Here is a 21,478-nt window from a genome sequence, read left to right as displayed (position 1 = left end):
ATTTTTGTTTTTGTTTCCGGCAAAGTCCCACTCCTTTCCCAGTTTTCCTACTTCTGTAAATGGCCCTTGAGGACCCACGTCTGGCCTTTATCGACGACAACCGGAACCGTGTCGCCAATAGCCGTTGTACCGTCGTTTTCCCAAATGATCATCTTGTTGCCTGTCGTACGGCCAAACCAGTTGTGTTCATCGTTTTTCGTCGGCCCTTCGACGATGACGTCGTAGACCTTGTTTTCCATAGCCTTGTTCTTTTCCAGGCTGTAGACATTCTGTACGTCCATGAGGCCCTGCAGGCGGCGGCTCTTTTCTGCCTGGCCGATTTGGCCGTCCATACGGGCTGCCGGCGTGCCAGTGCGCGGCGAGAACATGAACGTATAGGCCATGTCGTACTGGCAGCGTTTGAGGAATTCCAGCGTATCCAAATACATAGCTTCCGTTTCGCCGGGGAAACCGACGATGATATCCGTCGTCAGGACCAAGTCGGGAATACGCTTGCGGGCATAGTCGACGAGTTCCATATAATGTTCGACTGTGTAGCCCCGGTTCATGCGGCGCAGGAGCTCGTCATTGCCACACTGGATAGGCAAGTGCATGTGGTTGACGACCTTCTTGCATTCGGCAATGGCGTCGATGGCGTCAAAATTCATATCCTTCGGATGGCTCGTCATGTAGCGCACCCGTTCGATACCGTCAATTTTATCGACCTGGCGCAGGAGCTCGGCAAAATCGATTTTCCCGTCCAGATCCTTGCCGTAGGAATTGACGTTCTGGCCGAGAAGGGTAATTTCCTTGTAGCCGCCGGCAGCAGCCTGCTTCACTTCCTCCAGAACTGCATCCATAGGACGGCTCACTTCGCGGCCCCGTACGTACGGCACGATGCAGTACGTACAGAAATTATTGCAGCCGTTCATGATGGGAATCCAGGCAAAGAACTTGTGGAAGCGCTTCGTCGGCAAATCATGAAAAGCCGGTGCGCCCATGTCAGCCGACAAGAGGTGCCGGCCTTGTTCCTGCCGTTCCTTAATCATGTCGATGAGTTTATGTATATTATGCGTCCCAATGACCAGGTCGATATGCGGGGCCCGTTCAAAGAGACGATCCTGCCATTCCTGGGCCATGCAGCCCGTAACAGCAATGATCAGATCCGGATTATTCGCCTTTAAGTGCTTCAGTTCGCCAATCTTGCCAAGCGTCTTGTCTTCCGCCGTTTCGCGGACACAGCACGTATTGATCAAAATGACATCGGCCTGTTCCATGTCTTCCGTCGGACCGTAGCCCAATTCTTCAAGCTGGCCGGCATAATGCTCAGAATCGCTCTGATTCATTTGGCAGCCATAGGACAGTATAAAATAAAAACGATTTCCCGTAATATCCATGTAGTTTATCTCTCCAATTCCAAAAAAATACTATTAGAGTTTTACAGTCTATAATACCATAAATGCCAGCCATTGACTAGACAAAAGGCAGGCGCCCTGCCATGGCCGGCCCTGTCTGCCGCTCACTAGCTTGCATTTTCCCGTCATTCCCGTATACTAACTATATAGGATTGTTATGGACGTTTATTTTTGTAAAGGAGGCCTGTCCATGCTTACACGTTGCAAGAAAGCACTGGCTCTGCTCGCTCTGGTACTTATTCTGGTTCCCTGGGCCGCCTTGGCAGCGACGCCAGACTATCCCGACCATTTTGCCAAGTACCCGTCGTACAAGCTCGGCTCATCCAGTACGGGCGTAGCCAACTACTTCGACCCGGCGACGATCACCTGCCAAAGCTACGACCCGCCTAACTACGCGCTCTCGGCCTCGGTCATTATATACTCGTACGAAGCAGACCGGATGCTCAAGTGGCAGCGGTATTATTTCAAATACAACTATGCCAAAAATCAGATCTGGGTATCCTACAACGGCTCAACCTATACCGGCCCCATCGATACGACGGTATGGCACCTTTCCAGCCTGCAGGACCTGGTCGTCCTGGGCGTCCACATTTGGGAAGAAAATTATGGCATGAAATGGAAGAACCTCTACGGCGAATAATCTCTCCGCCCGCTCCTTGCACCGTTCCCGCGCAGTCCTACTGTGGCAGGACGGTGTTTTTTTTGCGCCTGCAGGCGGACCTGGTCGCCGGGCGGAACAAATACGAAGTATATCAATTTCACTAATTGACGGGATTCTTTCTCTATGCTATACTGCAAATGCAAATGCGAGTAGTTTGCATTTGAAATACTGGAGGTGACCCTCGTGAAAAAATGCTTTATCTTTCTCCTTTCCCTCTGCCTCATAGCCGGTCTGGCCGGCTGCGGCGGCACGAGTGAAAAGGCAGCCAATACGGACGGCAAGCTCAAGGTAGCCGTTTCCTTTGACGCCATGCGCGAATTCGTCCAAGCCGTCGGCGGCGACAAGGTATCGATTATAGAAATTATTCCGGACGGTACGGAACCTCACGAATTCCAGCCTACGGCGAAACGGATGAAATTACTCCACGATGCCAATGTCTTCGTCATGCAAGGCCTCGGCATGGAACCGTGGGCTGAAGCTATGATCAAGGCAGCGGACAATCCGAAACTCGTCGTCGTAGAAGCCGGTACAGGTGTTCAGGCTATTACCAATACAGACGCAGATGAAATTAAAGAACACGGCCAATACGACCCTCACGCCTGGCTCAGCCCGTCGTGCGCCCAGATTGAAGTACAAAATATAGCCGACGGCCTGGCTAAAGCCGATCCGGAAAATGCCAGCTACTACCAGGCCAATGCCAAGGCCTATAAAGAACAGCTGCAAGCCCTGCAAAATGAATACACCCAGAAATTCAACGCCTTGCCGCACAAGGATTTCGTTACGGGCCACGCAGCCTTTGCCTACCTGTGCCGTGACTTTGGCTTAGAACAAAAGAGCGTCGAATCGGTCTTTGCTGCCGGCGAACCGACGACCAACCAAATGAAAGAGCTCGTCGACTATTGCCGTGACAATCACGTAAAAACCATCTTCTCGGAAGAGCTCGTAAGCCCGAAGACGTCGGAAACCCTGGCCCGCGAAGTCGGTGCCAAGGTACAGCCCATTCACACCATGGAAAGCAGTGAAGGCGGCGCTACCTATCTCGACCGTATGAAGGAAAACCTGCAGCGCATTTACGAAAGCCTGCAATAACCTTCGTACCTCCCTTTGCTGGCACTCGCAGCAACGCTCCTTTCCTCCCCCATGAAGGATCGCTGCGCATACTTAGCCAGTCCGGGGCAAGCTGCCCCCACACGCTTGTCCCGGACCTTATATGAACCATGACGTCCGGCCACCTGCCAGGCCACGGCCTGACAGGAAAAGTGCAACGCGGACGACTTTATAACCTATATATTATTATCTGTAAGGAGGGACAGGGCCTGATGATGTACATAAGATCATCAGGCCCATTTTCATGAAAATTCCCGTATCCATCGTATCCGGCTTTTTAGGAGCCGGCAAGACAACGCTCATCCGCCAGTTTCTCCAGCAAGACGGCGGCGCCCACAAGACGTGGATTATCGAAAACGACTTTGGGGAAATCGGCTTGGATGCCGCCATTTTGAAAGGAAAAGGCGCTACGATCCGTGAACTGACCAACGGCTGCATTTGCTGTACCCTGGCCGGCGATTTTGAAACATCCCTGCGTTCCATTCTCTTGGAGCACGACGTAGAACAGATTATCATCGAACCGTCCGGCGTCGCCCTCTTATCCGATATTATCAAGGCCTGCACCAGTCCCAGCCTGAAGTGTCTCCTGCGCCTGGCGTCGGCTGTGACCGTCGTCGACGCGCGGCAATGCGAACTGTACCTGCGTAATTTTGGTGAATTCTATCGCAATCAGCTGCGTTACTCTGACCGCATCTTCCTCACCCACGCTGACCAGATTGAAACACTGTATAGCGCCATCGATGCGATTCACTGGGAAAATGATCACGCCTGGATCTACGAAGAAAGTGCCGACCGCCTCCATTTGCCGTCCCTTCTCTTCCCGGACGAAGTGAATCCCTCGCAATGCGAAGGCGGTTGCCCGCAGCCCGTTGTAGCAGGTGAGGCCCTGGCCGGGCACAGCCACGCTCACGCTCATCATGACCACACAGGCCCGTTCACAGAGCTTACACTCACTGCGGCCATACCTTTACCGAAAGCCGTCTGGGAAAAGAAAATCCGGCGCCTTATCGATACGTGCGGCGCAAACCTCTTGCGGCTCAAAGGCGTCGTCCCGGCTATCGAAGGAAATGTAGAATTCCAATTTGCCGGGCAAACCTTCTTTTCCCAGGTGACGACCCTCGCCGCAGCCGGCATCATGCTCATCGGTACCAGCCTCGACGAAACCGCTATCCGGCGTATCTGGGAGGACTAGCATGAGGCACATTATCGGCCAGATTCCGGTCTACATCGTCATGGGCTTCCTCAGTACGGGCAAGACGACGCTTACGAATTACCTGCTCCGCCGGAGGCGCGGCGCCATTGGCCGCGTCGTCATGGAAGAGGGCCGTACAGCGCCTGACAGCGACGCCTTGGTGCTGCCCATCCTGACCGAAGCCAACGTCGGCGCTATAGCCTACCGCCTGCGCGAAATGGCAACGACACAGGCGCCGTCCGAGCTCTGGCTCGAATGGAATGGCATGGTTCCCTTTGCCCTCTTAGAACGTCTCTTTCTCTCGACGCGCGTACGGGACTATTACAAGCTGCAGCACATTTACTTCGTCGCCACGCCAGCGTACTGCACGCAGCTCTTGGGCCGTACGGGCACGGCCAGCCTGAGCCAGCTCCGCGAAGCCGACACGGTACTTCTCTTCGATCACTTGCCGGAAGAAAAGGCTGTGTCTGCTGCGGCGGACATAGCCGCAGCCAAACAGGCCCTGCGCAGGCAATATCCCGGCAGCTCCATTCGTCTCGTGTCGTCCCTGGCTAATAAGCAGACGCGCCGTCACGTCGTCGCTGCACCGTCCCATTGGGAACGTGTGTTCCTGCCCATAGTACTCGTCAGTCTTACGCTTTTCTACGCCTGGGCCTTACGGACGACAGGCCCGCTGCCGGAGCTCGTGCGTACGACAGCTACGCTGGCTATGGCAACGCTATTGCAGGCCCTGTCCTTCTTGCTTCTAGGCCTTGCCGTTTCTTCAGCCTTACAGCTTTTCGTACCGCCGTCCTTTCTGGCCCGGCGTTTTCGCGGTTCTACCGCCAAGGGACTCTGCCAGGCCCTCGTCGCAGCCTTTTGCTTTCCCGTCTGCGACTGCGCCGCTGTGCCTCTCTTTCAGACTTTTCTGCGTCAAGGCGTCCCCGTACCGGCGGCCCTCTTCTTTTTGCTTGCCGGGCCTATTGTCAATCCCATCGTCATCGCCTCGACGTACTATGCCTTCCAAGGCCAGAGCAGCATCGTCGTCGCCCGCATCAGCCTGGGCCTGTTGATTGCCCTCGTCGTGAGCCTCTCCTTTTATAGCAGCCGCCTGGAGACAACAGGCGCAGCTGCAGACAGTACGTGTACATGCCTTCGCTACGTGTCTAAGCCTGCCGTCACGAAGAGTGAAAAATGTTTCTTATACATCATCCACATGCGGGAGGAATTCTTCCGCATGGCACCCTACGTCGTCATCGCCGCCTTCCTAACAGCCATCTTTCAGGTCTGCGGCAAAGGCTGGCTGCCCGCCCAGGCAGCGGCCCTGCCGGCGTGGCTGACCATTCTTGTCATGGAAGGAGCCGCCTTTTTTCTCTCCCTCTGTTCTACAGCCGACGCAGCCGTGGCCCGCAGCTTTAGCTCCTACGTTCCCGTGCCGGGCGTCCTGGCCTTCCTGCTCTTAGGCCCCATGCTCGACGTAAAGAACGTCCTGCTCCTGAGCCGCCTCGTATCGTGGCGCTTTACGCTCCGCCTGGCCCTGACGATCATCCTTTGTGTCAGCCTGGCTGCAGCCGCTTTTTCCTTGTATCAGACAGGAGGTGTTCCCTTCCCATGAAATGGATTCCCTGGTCAGACCTTATCGAGAGCCTAGCCTTCTTGGCACTCGGCCTCATATGGCTCAGCCTCATGGTGAGCAAAAAATACCTGCTCTTCGTAGCGCCGCGTCTGGCACCATTCATGGCCTTCGCCGCCATCTGCTTTTGCCTTTGGGGCCTGGCCGGACTCGTCAGCCTGGGCCAGCGCCATTACCAAAAACGCTACTGGCCTCTTATGGTAATTCTTATTCCCGTCCTGCTCTTAGCCGGCCCGCTGCTGGCCAAGCCGTCCCTTTTTACGGTCACGGCGCAGGCCGCCCCGGCAACGCAAGGAGCTGCTCCGGCCCAGGCCAAGCCCTATGGCGTAGATTTTTCGGCCGTCAAGGATACAGGCATTGATACGCAGGCCAAGCGCATTACGTTGACCACAGAAAATTACTACGAAACGATGCTCACCCTGACAAAGCACATCGATACCTACGTTGGCTACGACGTCTACGCCATTGGCTTCGTGTCCTACGCCAATCAGCCGGAAAATGGGCATGATTTTACCTTAGCCCGCTATCTTCTCTTTTGCTGTGTCAACGACATTACGCCCTTTGGGCCCATGTGCTACTACGACGGAGCCGGAAAATTACCAGAGCACCAGTGGATTGCTGTCCACGGCACACTGACTAAGCGCAACTGGCATGGCCTCTTCCAGCCGGCCATTAAAGTCAAAGACATTGAACCGGCCAAAGAAATAGCCGGCTACATCTATCCATAGATAGCGAGCCGGCTAAGCCGTCAGGAATGATATCCCTTATATATTTCACACGCCTCCATACAGCGTGTACAGCGGATGCATTTGGACATATCCACTAAGGGCCGGTCGGTTCCGTCCTCGCAGTGTTCCATGGCCAAAGCTCCGACGGGACAAATACTCATGCACATGCCGCAGCCTTGACATTCCTTGCGATTGAAGTAATCCGCAGAAAACCCCAGCATATCGTCAATGTTCTTGCTCATTTCACTCATCCCCTTTCGGTATGCCTGGTGTCATAGATGGCAAGCCATCCATTTCCTCACATTTAGTATAGCGAAGGGAGAGGAAATATTCCGTTGTAGATGCAACAAACAAAGAAGATTGCCTTCTCGGCAAGAAGTGGCCGATAGAGACTTATTGAGCCTGCCGGTCAAAAATGCCCTGCGTTCCCGGCTGGGCCGGCTCATGAGGCGTTTCTTTTTCGCTCGCTGAAGCCACAGCCTGCACACGCTCTGTATCCGTAGAAATCAAAGTGGCGGCAACAGCCACACCGCTGATGAGTAAAAAACCTGCTAACACACCTCGCATAATCCGGTTCATCCTTTTCACCTCTTTCAAATAAAATGATATGGGTACAGTCTTAGTGTAATAGGAATACATGTACGACCAGAAAATGACGCGTAATATTTGCGTAAAAAAAACAGCCTGCCAGGGCTGTTTTTTTATAATTTATTATTTTTTATAGCCCAGTCCAGCCAGCCATTTCGTAAAAACACTGTTCTTGCCGGAAACGCGCAGGCCTTGTTCCCACGTAGCCTTAGGCGCACTGTCTTTTAGGATAGTAATGCTTTTGTCGATAGGATAACCGCCACTCGTGCAGAAGGGAATAATGCGTTTACCTTGCAGGTTATACGATTCCAGGAAGGTATTGATGATCAGCGGTGCCTGATAATACCAAATGGGATAGCCTACGAAGATCGTGTCGTACTGGTCCATATTTTTTACCTGCGTCGCCACAGCCGGCCGGGCATTATTGCGAATGTCCGCCATCTGCCGGGCCAGGCACGGATCGTGGTCCTGTGGATACGGGTCAGCCGGCTCGATAAAGACTAAATCGCCACCGGTTGCAGCCTGAATATCTTCTGCCGCCCGCTTTGTCGTTCCTGTAAGAGAATAATAGGCAATGAGAACATGTGAGTTCGTACCTTTTTTTATGGTATCCGCCTCCTGTGGTTGCTGTTTTGTTTCTTGTGTACTCGCCGAGGCTGTAGCCTGGGTTTTCTGGGCGTCCGCACCGCCGCAGCCGCCGGCAACGACCATGAGTGCCGTGAGCATCAGGGCCGTGAGCACGTGTTGCCAAAATTTCTTCATAGGTCCTCCTTATTTGACAACTTCAAAGGAAACCTTTTCATCGCCGGAGCCGTTGAAGATATCCGTCCCTGAATCGATGTGGCCGATTTGCTGGCGTTCGAATTCTTCACCGTTTTGTTTATACAGGATGACGAAGCTGCCCCGCGGCGCCCAATAGACGATATCGCCTACTTCGTAGCGGTCCGAGCGCAAGTGTTCCGTCGGCAGCGAACCGGCACCGAAGCGGTAGCACATTTCCCGACCGTAGAGATTTTGCATGGTGAGCGTCATGGGCATTTTTTTGAGCAGTGCCCGCGTCGTCGCGTTGTCTTCCAGTGTGGCATACAGGACCTTATTGCCTACAGTAATTTTTAAACGTGCATTTTTCATATCTACATCTCCCCCTTGATTCTGACTGGCCTGTTCTTCAGCCTTAGCCTGCGTCTTCGTGTCGCTGGCAGCCGATTGCGTCGCTGTGCCGCAGCCGACGACGATCAGGCTCAAGGCCATAATGGCTAACATAGCAAATTTCCTGAAATGTACGTGCATGATGAGCTCCTTTCGCGTCTGGGAAATCCTTTCTTTGTACAGCTTCAGTATAGTCGTCACAGTGGAATATGTAAAATACTTATATTATCTACAAAAGTATGCTTCAAGCGTATATAAAAAGAGACCCGCCAGGGGGTCTCTTTTGGTATATTTTAGTTGACCTTAGGCACGCCTAGGGAACTGTCCTTTTTGACCAGCGCCAGGATATCGCCTATGTTTTTGTCTCCCAGGCGATAGGCCGTTTCCATATACTGCAGTCCTTCATAGGCATCTTCTGCACACGTGCGGTTCATGACCTTAGCAATGCCATACGTGGACATGCCGGAAAGGTTGCCGCCAGCCGCGGCTTCCTTAAAGTACGCCACCGCCCGGTCATGATCCTGCACGACATAGCGGGAATAGCGTTCATCAGTGCCCAAATAGGATAAGCCCAGCAAGAGGCACGCATTCGGTTCCCCCTGCGCAGCTGCCGCCTGCACCCAGTCAAAGCTGGCCATGAGGTCCGGCTCTGTCCCTTCACCTTTGTAATACATGTCTGCCAGGGGATACATGGCCCGCACTTCCCCCTGTTCGGCTGCATCGCGGATGTAGGCAAAGGCTTGTTTGGCTTGCGCCTTCGGATTCTTTTCGCCAAGAAGAAAGGCCAAATCCATTTCTGCCGGTCCATAGCCCATTTTCGCCGCCTGGAACCAATAGGAAAAGGCATCGTCCTCACAGAGTCCCTGACTGGCACCGAATTCGGTATAGGCCAGTTTCCCCAGCACATACAGGGAAGGACCATTGCCGGCAGCCTTGAGCTCTGCCAGCGCTGCTGCATTGCAATAAGGCCGTAAATCTACGTCATGGTAGAGGTAAAACGCCTGATGGAGGTACTCCAGGCCAGTTTCATCACCGGCCAGGGCGGCTGCCTTAGCCCAATGGACAAATTCCAGCCGGTCCCGTGTCGTCCCGTCACCAAAGCGATAGGCATCGCAAAGGGCCAGCATGGCCGGCGTGTAGTTTTTTTCTGCCGCTTCCTGTAAGAGGCCAAAGGCCTTCTCTTTCTCCCTGCCAGTCCCTGCCATGAGGAACTGGGCAAAGTCGTACAGGTCTTCAGCCTCTCCTGTAGTAGCGCTCATCTCATAATACGTACTGGCCAGGCGCCGGTCGGCCTCTACGCCATAGCCGCCTGTAGCGTAGATTTCTGCCATATACGGTGCAACGACTGCCGCTTCAATAGATACCAATTGATGAAACCAAAAGACAGCTTCCTTGTAATCGGGATCTTTGCCGAAATCGCCGCGGTAGTAATACAGTGCCAACCGTTCCATAGCCGGGATGGAGCCAGCCTGGGCAGCCTCCATAAAAAGTGCCTTAGCCCGGCGGCGGTTTTTACGGATTCCCTGGCCACCCATAAAGAACTGCGCCAGCTTGACCTTTGCACGGATATTGCCCAAGGCGGCACTGCGCGTATACCAAGCCACGGCTTCGCTATACTCCTTTTCGCCAAAAGCCCAGTCGCCTAGCATGTCCATGGCCTCGTCATTGCGCCCATCAGCAGCCCGCTCCATGAGCCGTATGGCCCGGCCTTCGTTGGTCCCGCTATCGTGATAATAGCGGCCCAGCTGCACCATGGCCTCCGTCTCGCCGGCGCGTACGCGACGCGTCAGCGCTTCTACGTCCTCCGGCTCCCTATCTGTCAGTGGGTTATCTTGTATCAAATCAGCCCAAATGGCGTCTTCTCGTATCACTATATCGTCCTCCTAGATTGATAGCAGATTGTCCCTCAGTTCCCCCTTTAATACGAAAAGGCCCTGTGGCTGAATGTCCACAGGGCCTCATCGGTCATACTGAACCTGATTGGGTTACCTCAATTAAACCCGGTCTTTCTGTCCTTACGACGGTCTTCTGGAATCACCGTTCGTACGCCGTCCTCGTTTTGCAGCCTCAAGCTTACTTGTCGTGAGGTCCTGGTATTCGATCAAATAATCCTGGCCCCGCCGCTGATCTACGGCGACACCACCAAGCCCCTGCAGATAATACTCTCCTAAGGACTTCAAGGCAGCAATACTGCCATTGACAGCCGCTTTTTCAAATAATGCAAACGCTTTCTTTTTATCTACGTCACCTCGCAGGTGCAGTATGACTTCCAAACCGGCATTGCCTTCATAGGCTCTGCCCAAGAGATAGCAGGCCTTCGGGTCGCCTGCTTCGGCTGCTTCGTGGAGCCAATACAGGTATTGATCCAAATCGGCTCCCGTTCCCCGTCCTTCCACGTAGCATACAGCCAAAGGGTACATGGCACAGGTAAAGCCGTGTGCTGCAGCCCGTTTAAGATGCGTAAAGGCCCGTTCGTTGCTCTTCTTGCTCCGGTCCTTATAGTAATAATACAGTCCCAGCTCTAAGTCAGCCTTTTGGTAGCCTGAGAGCAAGGCCCGTTCCCAATAGGATACAGCCATGCGCATGCCAATTTGGCCCTTCGCGCTGCACCGTTTGGCTGTCACCAGCCCCAGGATATACAGCGCTTTGCCGTCGCCTTTTTCCTTGAGTTTCTGTTGTGCCTCTTTACTGTTATAGGGAAGGGTATCGACCTCATTATAGCAATAAGGGGCGTTATTGAGGAAAAAGTAACCGAGCTTATGGTGCTGCTTGGCAGCTTCCCTGGCCCAATACACAAAGGTGTCGAAATCACGTTCCATACCGCGTCCAAAGCGGGCGGCATTGCTCAAGGCCACCATCGCCATGGCATAGTGTTTGTCTGCTGCCTGGCCATACCAGTACAAGGCCTTAGCAAAATCCGGCGTATCCCTGTAGGTGTAGAAACGGCCCAGCGCATACATGCCTTCTGCCTCGCCGGCATCGGCTGCTTTCTTATAATAAGCAATTGCTTTCGCTTCGTCCTTTACTACACCGTAGCCACCGGTTTCATAAATATCCCCAATCTGGACTGTTACGGTTTCACTGCCTGCGCGCAGAGCCCGTTTGTACCACATGAGAGCTGCCGCATAATCGCAGTCCGTATTAAAACCGCCATAATAGCGGTCTGCCAGCACTTCCATAGCATCTACATTGCCGGCCATTGCGGCCTTCATGTAGTAGTCATGTCCCTTTTGCGTATCCTGTTCTACGCCCATGCCGTTCGTATACAAATCGCCCAATTCCATCATGGCGTAGGTATTACCTAATTCAGAACTGCGCGTAAACCAGTAAATCGCTTTATCGAATTTTTCCTGCCGGCAATATACGTCGCCCAAAATGCGCATTCCCTGCGGATCCTGGAGTTCAGCTGCTTTCTTCAAATAGTAGATTGCCGTTTCTTCCTCAGTACCTGGTTCGTACAGATAGAAACATGCTAGCGTTGCAATGGCTTGCCTATCCCCTTCGGCAGCTTCTTTCTTCAGTTTTTCGAGCTCCTCTGCAGTTAAAAAGATTTTAGATTCTTCATTCCATAGCAAATTCATTCCCATTGTACCCATAGTGTACTCCTTAATCTCCATACAACTCAGAGAATTCACGTTGGAGAAAACCACGACCTTTTTACCGTCAATGTTCCCTTCCCAAAACATTGGCAAAGCTCGTGTATGTACCTTGCGTATTTCGCCACTAAGGCACTCTCCTATAGCTTTATTTTATATGCAAAACCGTCAAATGTCAACGATAGAAAAAGGCTGTAATAATCAAAGAAAACCTTATGGTTGCATTTTGAAATACCTTGTGTCCCAGTATGTTTTTCTTTATTTCATATAGTATTTTTCTATATAAAATTTGGTATTACAACGGAAATAAAAATTTTACAAAAATTTTACATTTCTTTTTATACCCGCTAGGCACTGTATTTCTATTTGTTTTTATTTGATTTCTCTTCGTTTTAATTAATAACTAATGTTTCTCATTTCTTTTCCCCATACATTCATACTATTGTTAACCCTTTCACAAATTAATACATCCATTTCTTATTTCATAGACGCTTCTAGAATCGATTCTAGTTATATATCCTATTATGTTATAATTTAGAATAAAAAAACGTATTTTTTTCCATTATTTTCTTTGTGGTACTTTGCCTCCTAAGTATTCTTTCTTCTTAACGGCTTGGCTCCCGCATCCTTTTGGGAGCAGCTGCCCAGACTGGCGAAGAAAAACGCTCAAAAAAAGCTCAAGCCGCCAAAAAGCAAGCTTGAGCTTTCACTATCTATATTCGTTCACAATTCGTTCACACGCGGAAACCTATTCGTCCTCGTCCTTGAGCAGCTCATCTACCAGCTCGTTGGCACGTTCATCGCCTAACTGAGCCGCTTCCCAAACCATATTCAAGCCTGTTTCCGTATCTTTCTCTACACCGCTTCCCGTAGCCAGATGAACGCCGCAGAAGGTCATGCTGGGTACATTGCCGGCTTCTGCAGCCCGTTTGAACAACGTAAAGGCTTTGGCATTATCCCGTTGCACCAGGCCGTCATACAGGCCCTGGTCCAGATTTTCATCGTATTCCTGTCCCAAGAGGTAGCACGCATCGGCATCACCGGCTGCGGCAGCTTTTTCCAGCCAGGCCAGGCTCTGCACATCGTCCACCGGTATCCCTTCGCCTTCATGATACATATGGGCCAAAGCATACATGGCCTTCACGGCCCCTGCCTGTGCCACTTGCAGCAAATACGGGAAGGCTTTATCCACCTGCTCCGGCTGCTCTTCCGACAAGGCATAGTAGAACAGGCCCAGTTCTGCTGTCGCCGGTACATAGCCTTGTGCAGACGCTTGTTCCCAATAGGGAAGGGCATCGATTTCACTGCCTAACTGACCTTCTGCAAGATTGGTAATCGCCAGCTTGCCCAGTATATACAAGGACAGGCCGTCTCCCTTTTGCCGCAAGGCTTCCACAGCCGCTTCGTTCTGGTACGGCAAGAGATCCGGTTCATCAAAGAGATAGCGCGCGCCATCGAGATAGAAAAAGCCCCGTTCATCGCCGGCCAGGGCCGCGTTTTTAGCCCATTTGATAAAGGACGGGAAATCCCGTTCCGTGCCACGGCCAAAACGATAGGCGTCACATAAGGCAATCATGGCATCGGCAGACTGCCGTTCTGCCCCTTGCGTAAAGAGGGAAAAGGCCCGTTCGTAATCCGGTTCAGCCTCATCGAGCAATTCCATTCCCAAGGCGTAATAGCTGTCATCGTTACCTAGGGCTACACCCTTTTCATAGTATTCCTTGGCTTTTTCTGTATCCTGCTCTACGCCATAACCGCCTTCGTTGTAAATATCGCCAATATAATTGGCCGCTTCAACCCAGCCGTCGGCAAAGGCCTTTTCATACCACGCGAGAGCCTTGGCATAATCGGTCTTGGCAAAATCACCGCGGTAATAATGGTCGGCCAATTCTGCCATAGCTGCAGTATCCCCTGTCTCTGCCGCTTTCACATACAAGGCCTTCGCCTTCTTGTGGTCTTTGCGTACCCCGTCACCTTCCAGGTACAGCCGGGCCAGCTCCAGCATAGCTTCCAAATTGTCTGCTGCCACAGCCGCTTCATACCACTTCACGGCGTTGGCGTACTTCTTTTCTTCAAAAGCCAAATCGCCTAAAGCCAGCATAGCATCGTCTTCACCCAGCTTAGCTGCCTTCTTGTACAAGCTAGTGGCCTTCTTCAGATCCTTCTTGTGGCCATATTGGCAATACGCCGCCAGTTCCACCATGGCGTGGGAATCGCCGGCAGCCACACGTTCCTCCAGCACGGCTACATCTTCCGGGCTGAATAGCTCCTGCCCATCATCAGCGAGGTCAGAGTCAAACAAGCCGGCAAAAACATCCTGTTCATCAAATCGGTTCATGGCAATCTCCTTTTCTTCGTGCTACAAACGGACCGCTTGGTCTCTTTTCATTGTATGGGAAACGGGAGAATATTGTCAATGACCAAAAGCCCGGTCGCAGCCACGCTTCTCACCACTAAAAAACAGTTCCCCCACAGGCAAACCATGGGGAAACTGTTTTCGTCTCAAACTATATTATTGCATCAAATGTTCCTCTTCTTCTGCATCCTGGCGGATAATGCGCAAGATCGTCGCTTCTGAACGCTGGCCCTTCCAAAGCTTGTTCACCACTTTCATGACAACGAAGGAAAGGACGAGGCCGACGATAAAGCCGATGCCTGCAGCGCCATCTTCTGAAAAGCCCCAGGACGGTCCTTGCGTATACATGACGATAATGCTCAAAAGCACGATGAGCATAGGAATACCAAAGCCTACAAAGCCGCCTAAGGCAATGTTATTTTGGGGCAAGGCAAATTCGACGAAATCCCCTTGGACAGCACCGATTTCGTTGCGCACTTCAATAGGCGCTGTGGCGTTGCCAATGGACGATGCGTGACGGGAAAATAAGCTCGTCCGGCTCGCCTTAATCAATACCATGCCGTTAGGCAATATTTTCTGTACAATACCTGTTTCCGTTCTCATGTCTATCTGTCTCCTGTCGTAATGTCACCATTGTTGCCTGAAGAGAACACATCTCTTCAGAGCCACCTATATTTTACCATAATTAGTCCAGTATTTCGACTGCCCGGCCCGGAAGTTCTATGCCGTCTGCGTCACAATCCCGTGCATTTTCAGTATAGTATATATCTATTATATGTACACTTTTTCTCTCAATAACCCCGTCAGATACAACAACTTGACATTTCCATTTCAAAGAGTACAATGAGATACGTTGTTTATTTTTCTTAGGAGGCGCAAGCACTATATGGCAAAAGCTAAATTATGGACACCACCTTTTCTCTGTATGGGTGGGATTAATTTTTTCCAGTTCATTACACAGTACATTCTCGTAACGACGCTTCCTCTCTACGTCATTTCTGCATTTTCCGGCAACGACGTCCAGGCCGGCCTGGCCATGACGTCCTTTCAGATCGGTACGAGTCTCTTTCGCCCTGTTGCCGGCTATATGATTGACAAGCGCAACAAACGTCATTTACTGCTCATCGCACTGATTTGTTTTCTCATTGTCATCACAGCGTTTAACTTCATCTTTTCCATAAGAGAAATCTATGTGTTGCGTTTTATACACGGCATGCTCTTTTCCTTAGCCACGACGACAGCTGCCGCCATTGCCGTCCTCGTCATCCCGTCAGCACGCCGCGGTGAGGGCATTGGCTATTTCTCCGTAACGACCGATCTGGCCATGGTCATCGGCCCTTTAGCCGGCCTCTTATTATATAATATGCTGAGTCCTGGCGCCCTGTTTCTCATCCTTACCGTCCTTGCCGTCGCCATGCTCATTGGGGCCCTCTCCATCCGTTTACCTGCGAATATTATCGAACCGAAGGTCACACGTGATACATCGCCTTTAGCTCATTTGCTGGAAAAGAAATCCTTGCCGGCCTCCCTCTTAGGCGGCTTCGTCTTTTTCTCCTACGGTGGCGTCCTCACCTTTATTCCCCTCTACATGCACACGTTAGGCCTCGACAACCAGACAGGCGTCTTCTTTGCCGTCTTTGCCTTATCCATCGTCGTCAGCCGGCCCTTCATCGGTCACATGTTTGATCACTACGGCGCACCCTGCATCGTCGCACCGGGCTTTCTCTTCTTCATTGGCGGCCTCATCCTCTTCAGCCGTGTCGATACAGCCCTGATGCTGTATATTTCCGGCGTCATCCTGGGCCTCGGCTTTGGTGCTCTCAGTCCGGCCTTTCAGACCTTGGCCATTCAGAGCGTGCCGCCTGCACGGGCCGGTGCTGCTACGGCCACCTATTTTTGGTTTCTCGATATCTTCGTCGGTCTCGCCGCCGCTACCTTGGGCATCGTCGCCCGCGCCTGGGGCTACACCGTCATGTACGGCATCGTCTGCCCGGGTATCGTCGTCTTAGCCGCCATCGTCTATATCGTATTCCACTACGAAAAAGCCGGCGTCTGACAGACCCCATATTTTTCTTATCTTATTATAAGAAAAATAATGTCTTGACGAAACGGCAAGAGAACGTTATGATATACGTATGCATAAGGTTTCTCCCCATTATAGCAGGAAACAGCACTACTGTATCTCTCTCTTTAACAATCTTTCTCCTTGCTGTTCCCTGCTATAACTATGTCCAGACATAAGAAAACCCGTTGTCTCCTACGGAGCACAACGGGTCATTTTTTTGCATATAAAGAAGCTCTCCTATACGACTTCTACATAATTCCGCTGGAAGAACGCTACAATAGCAGCGTCGCTCATGGCCGAATTGGCAATCGCTTCCTGCCACGGATCTTCTGCATGCGTCATATTGCGCAAGGCCCAGGCCGTGTACTGGCCGAAGTTTTCGTACACCCATTGGAGGACACTTTGGGCCTGTTCGGAAAAGACCTCCTGCAGCGGTTCAAACTCCGTAATCCCTTTCAGGCCAAAATGCTTATACGCTTCATAGACACTCTGTACAAAGGGGCCGTGCTGGCCGGCCTGAATCGGTTCATCAAAGAGCCGCTGGTCATAAATTGCAAGGTACGCACCGTATGCGTAATACAGGAGCTTTTGCAATTTGAAATCAGAAATATATTCTGTATCGCCGTACACCTTTTGCTCATACTGATTATAATTGAGAAACCACTTTGCCACTTCTTTCGCCGTGTAACACATCCGTACCCCTCCTGTTCTCTGACTTTCCTTACAGCAAAAAGCCCATGGCTGCCGCAGCCTGGTTAGACGACTCCTAGCTTTCAGGCTCAGCATACCATGGACATATATCCACCAGATAAAAGGGAGATAAAGTTTTTGTAAATTTCCTTACTGGTCGTTGGCGGCAAGCTTTTTGCTGCCTGTAAGAGCAGACCGGTCAGCGGCGATAAAAGGCTCTATGGCTGCCCACGTAACGGGGAAATTATCCAAGAAGGCCGTGTGCCAGGCTTTCGGTACGACGCAGAGGCGCGAATTGGGAATCAGCTGATGCGCTTCCAGCACCGTAGCTACAGGCGCATGGTCGTCTTCATCACCGACGATGAGCAGGACCGGGCACTGAATGGCGCCGAAGGTTTCCTTGCCTACGTTCATGCGGCTCCAAAAATCCATGTACTGCGTGAGAAATTCCTGGTACCGTTCCGGTTCCGGCATGAGGCGGCGCTGCTGGTCGACGAAGGCCTGGTCCATTTTTTCCAGGTCCTCAACGGTAAGGCCTGGCTTGAAATAGCCGGCTTTGAGGGTACCGGCACCGATGGCGACGATGCGGTCGACGCCTTGCGGATACAGGTCAGCTACCTTATACGCCGTATAGGCACCATCACTAAAGCCCAGGATGATGGCCGGCTGGCCGGTCACAGCTTTCATGACCGTGATCATATCCGTAGCCTTTTGTTCGTATGTAATCGGCGAATGGCCAATTTCCGAGCGGCCGTGGCCCCGTGTAGAAACGACGATGACTTCGTGATCCTGGCGCAGCTTGTCTATGAGGCAGCCCATTTCATAGGGCGTACCGACACCGCCGCCGTGGAAGACGAAGACCGGCGTTCCTTTCCCATAGATTTCATAATACAGCTTGGCGTCACCGGCCTGAATATAATGGCCGTGAGCTGCATTGTTGCCGTACGGCGTCGTACTCCCTTGCACCGTTGCCGGCTGCGTAAAATAGCGTAAGCCTGCAGGCGCCGCGGCCTGGGCTGAGCTCTGTGCTAAAGCAGCAGCGCCAGCCAAAACGGCAGTCACGCCTAAAACAGATACTATTTTTCCCCAGCGATTCATAATACATTTCTCCTTTCATGCTGCATTGCAGGATCGGACTTTTTCCCATTGGTTTCTTTTAACGAACAGACTATAATAGTATTATACAGAAAAAGGAGGTCCTTTTTATGGAATACAAAAAAATCAACGGCGACTTCTACGTCCGCCTCGATCCGGGCGATGAAGTCGTACGTGCTCTCAAAGACGTATGTACCAAGGAAAACATCTTCGGTGGCGAATTCCGTGGCATTGGCGGCTGCAGCAGCGCCGAATTAGCTACCTTTGATCCCGATACGAACACGTACCAAACCCATCCCTTCTCGGGCATGCTGGAAATGGCCTCTCTTTTAGGAAACATAACGAAAGGCAAGGACGGCGGCGTAGGCATCCACGCCCACGCCGTATTCTCCCAGCTTGAAGACGGTCACCTCGTCACCTGTGGCGGCCACCTGCTTTCGTCCGTCGTCAAGCTTACCGGTGAAATCGTCATCCATCCCTTGCCGGTCGCCATAGAAAAGCGCTTCGATATCGTCCCCGGACTGGGCGTCTGGAAATTGCCGGAAGACTAAAAACGTAGTGCCAAAAGGAGCTTGTACAGCAGCTAGTTTGCTGTACCGGCTCTTTTTTTTTATGCGGGAACCAAACTAGACCTGGTTTTTCAGGAATTCAATGTAAGCCTGAACGGTTTTTTCGTTGCGCTTGTAATACGTCCATTTTCCCATACGTTGTGACGTCACCAGGCCAGCCCGCTGCATAGCCGCCAAATAGCCGGAGCAAACGGACTGGGAAATACCGGCTTTTTCCTGAATCGTCTGCACACAGACGCCGTCACGCCAATCGTCATGGTCACACGACGTAGGCGGTGGAAATTGCCTGTCCGGATCCTTCAGCCATTGGAGGATGTGCAAGCGCGTTTCGTTGGCCAAGGCCTTCGTAATTTCCAGTGCTTGTTTTTCATCCAATCGTACGCATCTCCCTTTTAGAATAATACACCATCACTGCCCCATTGGCGGACCGTCTGGAATGTTGTATAGACGTTAGCGCCAGGGATGGAGAAATGACGCGCCAGAACCTGGCAAACCCGCTCTGTCAGAGCAGCGCACGCTTCGTCCGGCTGGTCGCCCATAAACAAAAAGGAAATAAAAGCTCCACGCTTCAGCTTCTTACCGCCCATCCACAAATCAGCATCGTCTCCGACATGGACCATGACGTACTCCATAGGCTTGTGGAGAATATCTACGACGGCCTGCGTGAGCTCCGTGTGAAATACAGCACTCTCCTCGGCAGTCATAGGAACCGTGACTTTAGCTTGAATCATAGGCATAGAAATTCCTTCTTTCTTTTTGGATTATATAATCTTTATATTTACATATCTGGTTTTATGGATATTATAAAACCAGAAAAAGAGAACGTCAAGGACAAGGGCCACCAAAAAAGAGCTGTCCAGCCGCTCCTGACCAAGCGACTGCACAACTCCCTCCGCATTCACACCATATTTTCTTCCAAAACCTTGGCCAAATCAGCCCGGTACGACAGCTCCAAATTCCGCCAAAACCTGGCCGGTACGCCCAAGATCTTCTCTAAAGCCGCCGCAATCTCCGGTGTCAAAAGCGCATCGCCACAGAGAAACGCCTCTGCCCGCGCCTCAGAAAACCCCATCAATCTGGCAAACACAGGCACCGTCATACCCCGCTCAGTCAATACATCCCGCACCGTCGCCCCCGGCGGTATAGCCTTTCTCCACATCCCACATCACCTCTACCAGATATAGACAAAACATACTGTCTTTAGTTGCCCATATTCTAACATAAGGCAGAAGGCGATTGAAAGTGATTTTTTGTAACTGTCACAAAACTGTTATAATTACCTATTATTTAATACGACCTTTTGAAAAACGACAACACTAACCGCACAGACATACTATCTGCATCTGCCAGTTTACCTATCTTTTCGCCAAAATCTTCTTTTTGTAGCTTCAAGAATTTGCTAGTCCGGATGACAGGCGGTTTCAGTAATCCCGCCTTTTCCCACTGTATTATTTGGTATTCTCCCTCAAAATTCGTTCGTGGACTACGCGAAATAATTTTCAATGATAATATATATGCAATCCCGTTTTCTAAAATGAGTACGGGACGCCACTTAATCTCTGGGGAATCCTAAAATTTCACTTTAGCTCACTAAATTTCCCACTTATTCGTCATCGTCCCAATCTTTAGGAAGCACTAATACGCCCTCTTCATCCCGATAAGCAACAAAGTCTTCTTCCTAGCCCGCGCGCAGAGCATTATAATATATATATAATATATACTATATAACATATACTGACAGGAGGTACTCACCATGCAATATGTACGAACAACACTCATGGCCGTTCTCTTCGCCCTCAGTACAGCCACAGGCCTCGCCTACTCCGGCACGATGACCCAATACGGTGACACAGTCTACGACAGCGACGGCACACAATACACACAATACGGCGACACCGTCTACGGCTCAAACGGCAAAACCTACACACAATACGGTGATACGGTCTATGGCAGCGACGGCACGACGTATACGAAATACGGCGACACGGTCTACACCAACGACGGCCGCTCGTATACGCAGTACGGCGATACGATCTACGGCAGCGACGGCTCACAATACACCAAATACGGCGACACCGTCTACTACGACAAACCCGACGAAAAAAAAGACAATGACGCATCTCTTTATTATAAATGAGAATGAACATCTATAATTTTTCAACTAAGTTTTTTGTAATATTTTAAACTTATGTCTATATGTATTTTCTCATAAGATTTATACTAGTAGTAAAATATTTTAATTTTAAGGAGTCTTTTTTATGCATATGATCCGAACAACGCTCATTGCTGCGGCTTTAACCCTCTGCGCCGCTAGCACCTTTGCCTATTCAGGTGTTATGACCCAAAGTGGTAATACGATTTATGACGACAACGGAAATTACTATACACAGAATGGCAACACAATCTATGGCAGTGATGGTACGACATATACACGATCTGGTAGTACAATTTATGCGGAGGATGGTACAACATACACACAATCTGGGAATATGGTTTACGGTAGTGACGGTTCTCAATACACGCAATCTGGAAATACCATCTACTATGATAAGCCAGATATATACTACGATAATTACGACGATCAAAACGAAGACGAAGACGCATACCCCTATTATTGAGCAAAAGGGGCTGTGAAATAACGCCCCTATAAAAACGAATGAGGATCACTGGCTCGAA

23 protein-coding genes are annotated in these 21,478 nt (G+C 51.1%); 9 read left to right on the top strand and 14 right to left on the bottom strand.

The annotated features are described in order from the left end of the window. Positions 1 to 47 precede the first annotated feature (47 nt). Positions 48 to 1,376 (bottom strand): tRNA (N6-isopentenyl adenosine(37)-C2)-methylthiotransferase MiaB, encoded by a 1,329-nt coding sequence (gene miaB, locus PGX44_RS06725; RefSeq protein WP_498854751.1) that lies wholly within the window; start codon positions 1,374 to 1,376, stop codon positions 48 to 50. 208 nt (positions 1,377 to 1,584) lie between these two features. On the opposite strand from miaB, the gene PGX44_RS06720 reads away from it, so the two are divergent. From PGX44_RS06720 to PGX44_RS06700, 5 genes are all read left to right on the top strand, one after another. After that, positions 1,585 to 2,034: a hypothetical protein gene (locus PGX44_RS06720; RefSeq protein ID WP_498854750.1), complete on the top strand. Its 450-nt coding sequence runs from the start codon at positions 1,585 to 1,587 to the stop codon at positions 2,032 to 2,034. Positions 2,035 to 2,229: 195 nt separating this feature from the next. Then, positions 2,230 to 3,144, top strand: a complete 915-nt coding sequence (locus PGX44_RS06715; protein WP_498854749.1) for a metal ABC transporter substrate-binding protein — start codon at positions 2,230 to 2,232, stop codon at positions 3,142 to 3,144. Positions 3,145 to 3,406: 262 nt separating this feature from the next. Then, the gene (locus PGX44_RS06710; protein WP_498854748.1) at positions 3,407 to 4,354 is read left to right on the top strand and encodes a CobW family GTP-binding protein; all 948 of its coding nucleotides are present in this window, start codon (positions 3,407 to 3,409) and stop codon (positions 4,352 to 4,354) included. A gap of 1 nt (position 4,355) precedes the next feature. Next, positions 4,356 to 5,948: a permease gene (locus PGX44_RS06705; RefSeq protein WP_498854747.1), complete on the top strand. Its 1,593-nt coding sequence runs from the start codon at positions 4,356 to 4,358 to the stop codon at positions 5,946 to 5,948. Next, positions 5,945 to 6,694 carry a TIGR03943 family putative permease subunit gene (locus tag PGX44_RS06700; protein ID WP_498854746.1) on the top strand — a complete coding sequence of 250 codons (750 nt, stop codon included), beginning with the start codon at positions 5,945 to 5,947 and terminating at the stop codon, positions 6,692 to 6,694. The genes PGX44_RS06705 and PGX44_RS06700 overlap by 4 nt, the downstream gene beginning before the upstream one ends. Positions 6,695 to 6,714: 20 nt before the next feature. Here PGX44_RS06700 and PGX44_RS06695 read toward each other — a convergent pair whose 3' ends face one another. From PGX44_RS06695 to PGX44_RS06660, 8 genes are all read right to left on the bottom strand, one after another. Further along, positions 6,715 to 6,936: a 4Fe-4S binding protein gene (locus PGX44_RS06695; protein ID WP_289001183.1), complete on the bottom strand. Its 222-nt coding sequence runs from the start codon at positions 6,934 to 6,936 to the stop codon at positions 6,715 to 6,717. A gap of 151 nt (positions 6,937 to 7,087) precedes the next feature. After that, complete coding sequence (locus PGX44_RS06690) at positions 7,088 to 7,273, bottom strand: hypothetical protein (protein ID WP_498854745.1); 186 nt, start codon at positions 7,271 to 7,273, stop codon at positions 7,088 to 7,090. Between the two features lie 132 nt (positions 7,274 to 7,405). Next, positions 7,406 to 8,044: a flavodoxin gene (locus PGX44_RS06685; protein ID WP_498854744.1), complete on the bottom strand. Its 639-nt coding sequence runs from the start codon at positions 8,042 to 8,044 to the stop codon at positions 7,406 to 7,408. A 9-nt stretch (positions 8,045 to 8,053) separates the two neighbouring features. Then, the gene (locus PGX44_RS06680; RefSeq protein ID WP_498854743.1) at positions 8,054 to 8,545 is read right to left on the bottom strand and encodes a cyclophilin-like fold protein; all 492 of its coding nucleotides are present in this window, start codon (positions 8,543 to 8,545) and stop codon (positions 8,054 to 8,056) included. Between the two features lie 179 nt (positions 8,546 to 8,724). Beyond that, a complete protein-coding gene (locus tag PGX44_RS06675) occupies positions 8,725 to 10,302 on the bottom strand; it encodes a tetratricopeptide repeat protein (RefSeq protein ID WP_498854742.1) in 1,578 nt (525 codons plus the stop codon). 144 nt (positions 10,303 to 10,446) lie between these two features. Next, positions 10,447 to 12,027 (bottom strand): tetratricopeptide repeat protein, encoded by a 1,581-nt coding sequence (locus tag PGX44_RS06670; protein ID WP_498854741.1) that lies wholly within the window; start codon positions 12,025 to 12,027, stop codon positions 10,447 to 10,449. Positions 12,028 to 12,775: 748 nt separating this feature from the next. Next, positions 12,776 to 14,365 carry a tetratricopeptide repeat protein gene (locus PGX44_RS06665; protein ID WP_498854740.1) on the bottom strand — a complete coding sequence of 530 codons (1,590 nt, stop codon included), beginning with the start codon at positions 14,363 to 14,365 and terminating at the stop codon, positions 12,776 to 12,778. A 174-nt stretch (positions 14,366 to 14,539) separates the two neighbouring features. Beyond that, positions 14,540 to 14,986 carry a SoxR reducing system RseC family protein gene (locus PGX44_RS06660; protein WP_498854739.1) on the bottom strand — a complete coding sequence of 149 codons (447 nt, stop codon included), beginning with the start codon at positions 14,984 to 14,986 and terminating at the stop codon, positions 14,540 to 14,542. 283 nt (positions 14,987 to 15,269) lie between these two features. Here PGX44_RS06660 and PGX44_RS06655 point away from each other — a divergent pair, with 283 nt between their 5' ends. Continuing rightward, positions 15,270 to 16,439, top strand: coding sequence for an MFS transporter (locus PGX44_RS06655; RefSeq protein WP_498854738.1), 1,170 nt, complete (start codon positions 15,270 to 15,272; stop codon positions 16,437 to 16,439). 246 nt (positions 16,440 to 16,685) lie between these two features. Here the strand turns inward: PGX44_RS06655 and PGX44_RS06650 are convergent, their stop codons facing one another. Together PGX44_RS06650 and PGX44_RS06645 are read right to left on the bottom strand one after the other, a co-directional pair. Next, complete coding sequence (locus PGX44_RS06650) at positions 16,686 to 17,141, bottom strand: Panacea domain-containing protein (protein ID WP_498854737.1); 456 nt, start codon at positions 17,139 to 17,141, stop codon at positions 16,686 to 16,688. A 147-nt stretch (positions 17,142 to 17,288) separates the two neighbouring features. After that, positions 17,289 to 18,236 (bottom strand): alpha/beta fold hydrolase, encoded by a 948-nt coding sequence (locus PGX44_RS06645; RefSeq protein ID WP_498854736.1) that lies wholly within the window; start codon positions 18,234 to 18,236, stop codon positions 17,289 to 17,291. A gap of 107 nt (positions 18,237 to 18,343) precedes the next feature. On the opposite strand from PGX44_RS06645, the gene PGX44_RS06640 reads away from it, so the two are divergent. Then, positions 18,344 to 18,784, top strand: coding sequence for a PPC domain-containing DNA-binding protein (locus PGX44_RS06640; RefSeq protein ID WP_498854735.1), 441 nt, complete (start codon positions 18,344 to 18,346; stop codon positions 18,782 to 18,784). A gap of 75 nt (positions 18,785 to 18,859) precedes the next feature. Here PGX44_RS06640 and PGX44_RS06635 read toward each other — a convergent pair whose 3' ends face one another. From PGX44_RS06635 to PGX44_RS06625, 3 genes are all read right to left on the bottom strand, one after another. Continuing rightward, positions 18,860 to 19,177 carry an ArsR/SmtB family transcription factor gene (locus tag PGX44_RS06635; RefSeq protein WP_498854734.1) on the bottom strand — a complete coding sequence of 106 codons (318 nt, stop codon included), beginning with the start codon at positions 19,175 to 19,177 and terminating at the stop codon, positions 18,860 to 18,862. A gap of 17 nt (positions 19,178 to 19,194) precedes the next feature. Further along, positions 19,195 to 19,533 carry a phenylpyruvate tautomerase MIF-related protein gene (locus PGX44_RS06630; protein ID WP_498854733.1) on the bottom strand — a complete coding sequence of 113 codons (339 nt, stop codon included), beginning with the start codon at positions 19,531 to 19,533 and terminating at the stop codon, positions 19,195 to 19,197. 167 nt (positions 19,534 to 19,700) lie between these two features. Continuing rightward, a complete protein-coding gene (locus PGX44_RS06625) occupies positions 19,701 to 19,961 on the bottom strand; it encodes a helix-turn-helix transcriptional regulator (protein WP_498854732.1) in 261 nt (86 codons plus the stop codon). A 594-nt stretch (positions 19,962 to 20,555) separates the two neighbouring features. Here PGX44_RS06625 and PGX44_RS06620 point away from each other — a divergent pair. Continuing rightward, entirely contained in the window at positions 20,556 to 20,939 is a 384-nt protein-coding gene (locus PGX44_RS06620) for a hypothetical protein (RefSeq protein WP_498854731.1), read from the top strand. A gap of 121 nt (positions 20,940 to 21,060) precedes the next feature. Further along, complete coding sequence (locus tag PGX44_RS06615; RefSeq protein ID WP_498854730.1) at positions 21,061 to 21,420, top strand: hypothetical protein; 360 nt, start codon at positions 21,061 to 21,063, stop codon at positions 21,418 to 21,420. Positions 21,421 to 21,478 lie beyond the last annotated feature (58 nt).

The sequence above is a fragment of the Caecibacter sp. AF58-12pH5A genome (assembly GCF_027681725.1).
Taxonomy (GTDB): domain Bacteria; phylum Bacillota; class Negativicutes; order Veillonellales; family Megasphaeraceae; genus Megasphaera; species Megasphaera hominis.
The sequence above is the reverse complement of the archived record's forward strand: the minus strand, read 5'-3'. Positions and strand labels throughout refer to the sequence as shown.

Coding starts and splice junctions, on each gene's coding strand:
- miaB (WP_498854751.1), bottom strand. CDS start 1,376: ATGGATATTACGGGAAATCGTTTTTATTTTATACTGTCCTATGGCTGC.
- PGX44_RS06720 (WP_498854750.1), top strand. CDS start 1,585: ATGCTTACACGTTGCAAGAAAGCACTGGCTCTGCTCGCTCTGGTACTT.
- PGX44_RS06710 (WP_498854748.1), top strand. CDS start 3,407: ATGAAAATTCCCGTATCCATCGTATCCGGCTTTTTAGGAGCCGGCAAG.
- PGX44_RS06705 (WP_498854747.1), top strand. CDS start 4,356: ATGAGGCACATTATCGGCCAGATTCCGGTCTACATCGTCATGGGCTTC.
- PGX44_RS06700 (WP_498854746.1), top strand. CDS start 5,945: ATGAAATGGATTCCCTGGTCAGACCTTATCGAGAGCCTAGCCTTCTTG.
- PGX44_RS06695 (WP_289001183.1), bottom strand. CDS start 6,936: ATGAGCAAGAACATTGACGATATGCTGGGGTTTTCTGCGGATTACTTC.
- PGX44_RS06690 (WP_498854745.1), bottom strand. CDS start 7,273: ATGAACCGGATTATGCGAGGTGTGTTAGCAGGTTTTTTACTCATCAGC.
- PGX44_RS06685 (WP_498854744.1), bottom strand. CDS start 8,044: ATGAAGAAATTTTGGCAACACGTGCTCACGGCCCTGATGCTCACGGCA.
- PGX44_RS06680 (WP_498854743.1), bottom strand. CDS start 8,545: ATGTTAGCCATTATGGCCTTGAGCCTGATCGTCGTCGGCTGCGGCACA.
- PGX44_RS06670 (WP_498854741.1), bottom strand. CDS start 12,027: ATGGGTACAATGGGAATGAATTTGCTATGGAATGAAGAATCTAAAATC.
- PGX44_RS06665 (WP_498854740.1), bottom strand. CDS start 14,365: ATGAACCGATTTGATGAACAGGATGTTTTTGCCGGCTTGTTTGACTCT.
- PGX44_RS06660 (WP_498854739.1), bottom strand. CDS start 14,986: ATGAGAACGGAAACAGGTATTGTACAGAAAATATTGCCTAACGGCATG.
- PGX44_RS06655 (WP_498854738.1), top strand. CDS start 15,270: ATGGCAAAAGCTAAATTATGGACACCACCTTTTCTCTGTATGGGTGGG.
- PGX44_RS06650 (WP_498854737.1), bottom strand. CDS start 17,141: ATGTGTTACACGGCGAAAGAAGTGGCAAAGTGGTTTCTCAATTATAAT.
- PGX44_RS06645 (WP_498854736.1), bottom strand. CDS start 18,236: ATGAATCGCTGGGGAAAAATAGTATCTGTTTTAGGCGTGACTGCCGTT.
- PGX44_RS06640 (WP_498854735.1), top strand. CDS start 18,344: ATGGAATACAAAAAAATCAACGGCGACTTCTACGTCCGCCTCGATCCG.
- PGX44_RS06630 (WP_498854733.1), bottom strand. CDS start 19,533: ATGATTCAAGCTAAAGTCACGGTTCCTATGACTGCCGAGGAGAGTGCT.
- PGX44_RS06625 (WP_498854732.1), bottom strand. CDS start 19,961: ATGTGGAGAAAGGCTATACCGCCGGGGGCGACGGTGCGGGATGTATTG.
- PGX44_RS06620 (WP_498854731.1), top strand. CDS start 20,556: ATGCAATATGTACGAACAACACTCATGGCCGTTCTCTTCGCCCTCAGT.
- PGX44_RS06615 (WP_498854730.1), top strand. CDS start 21,061: ATGCATATGATCCGAACAACGCTCATTGCTGCGGCTTTAACCCTCTGC.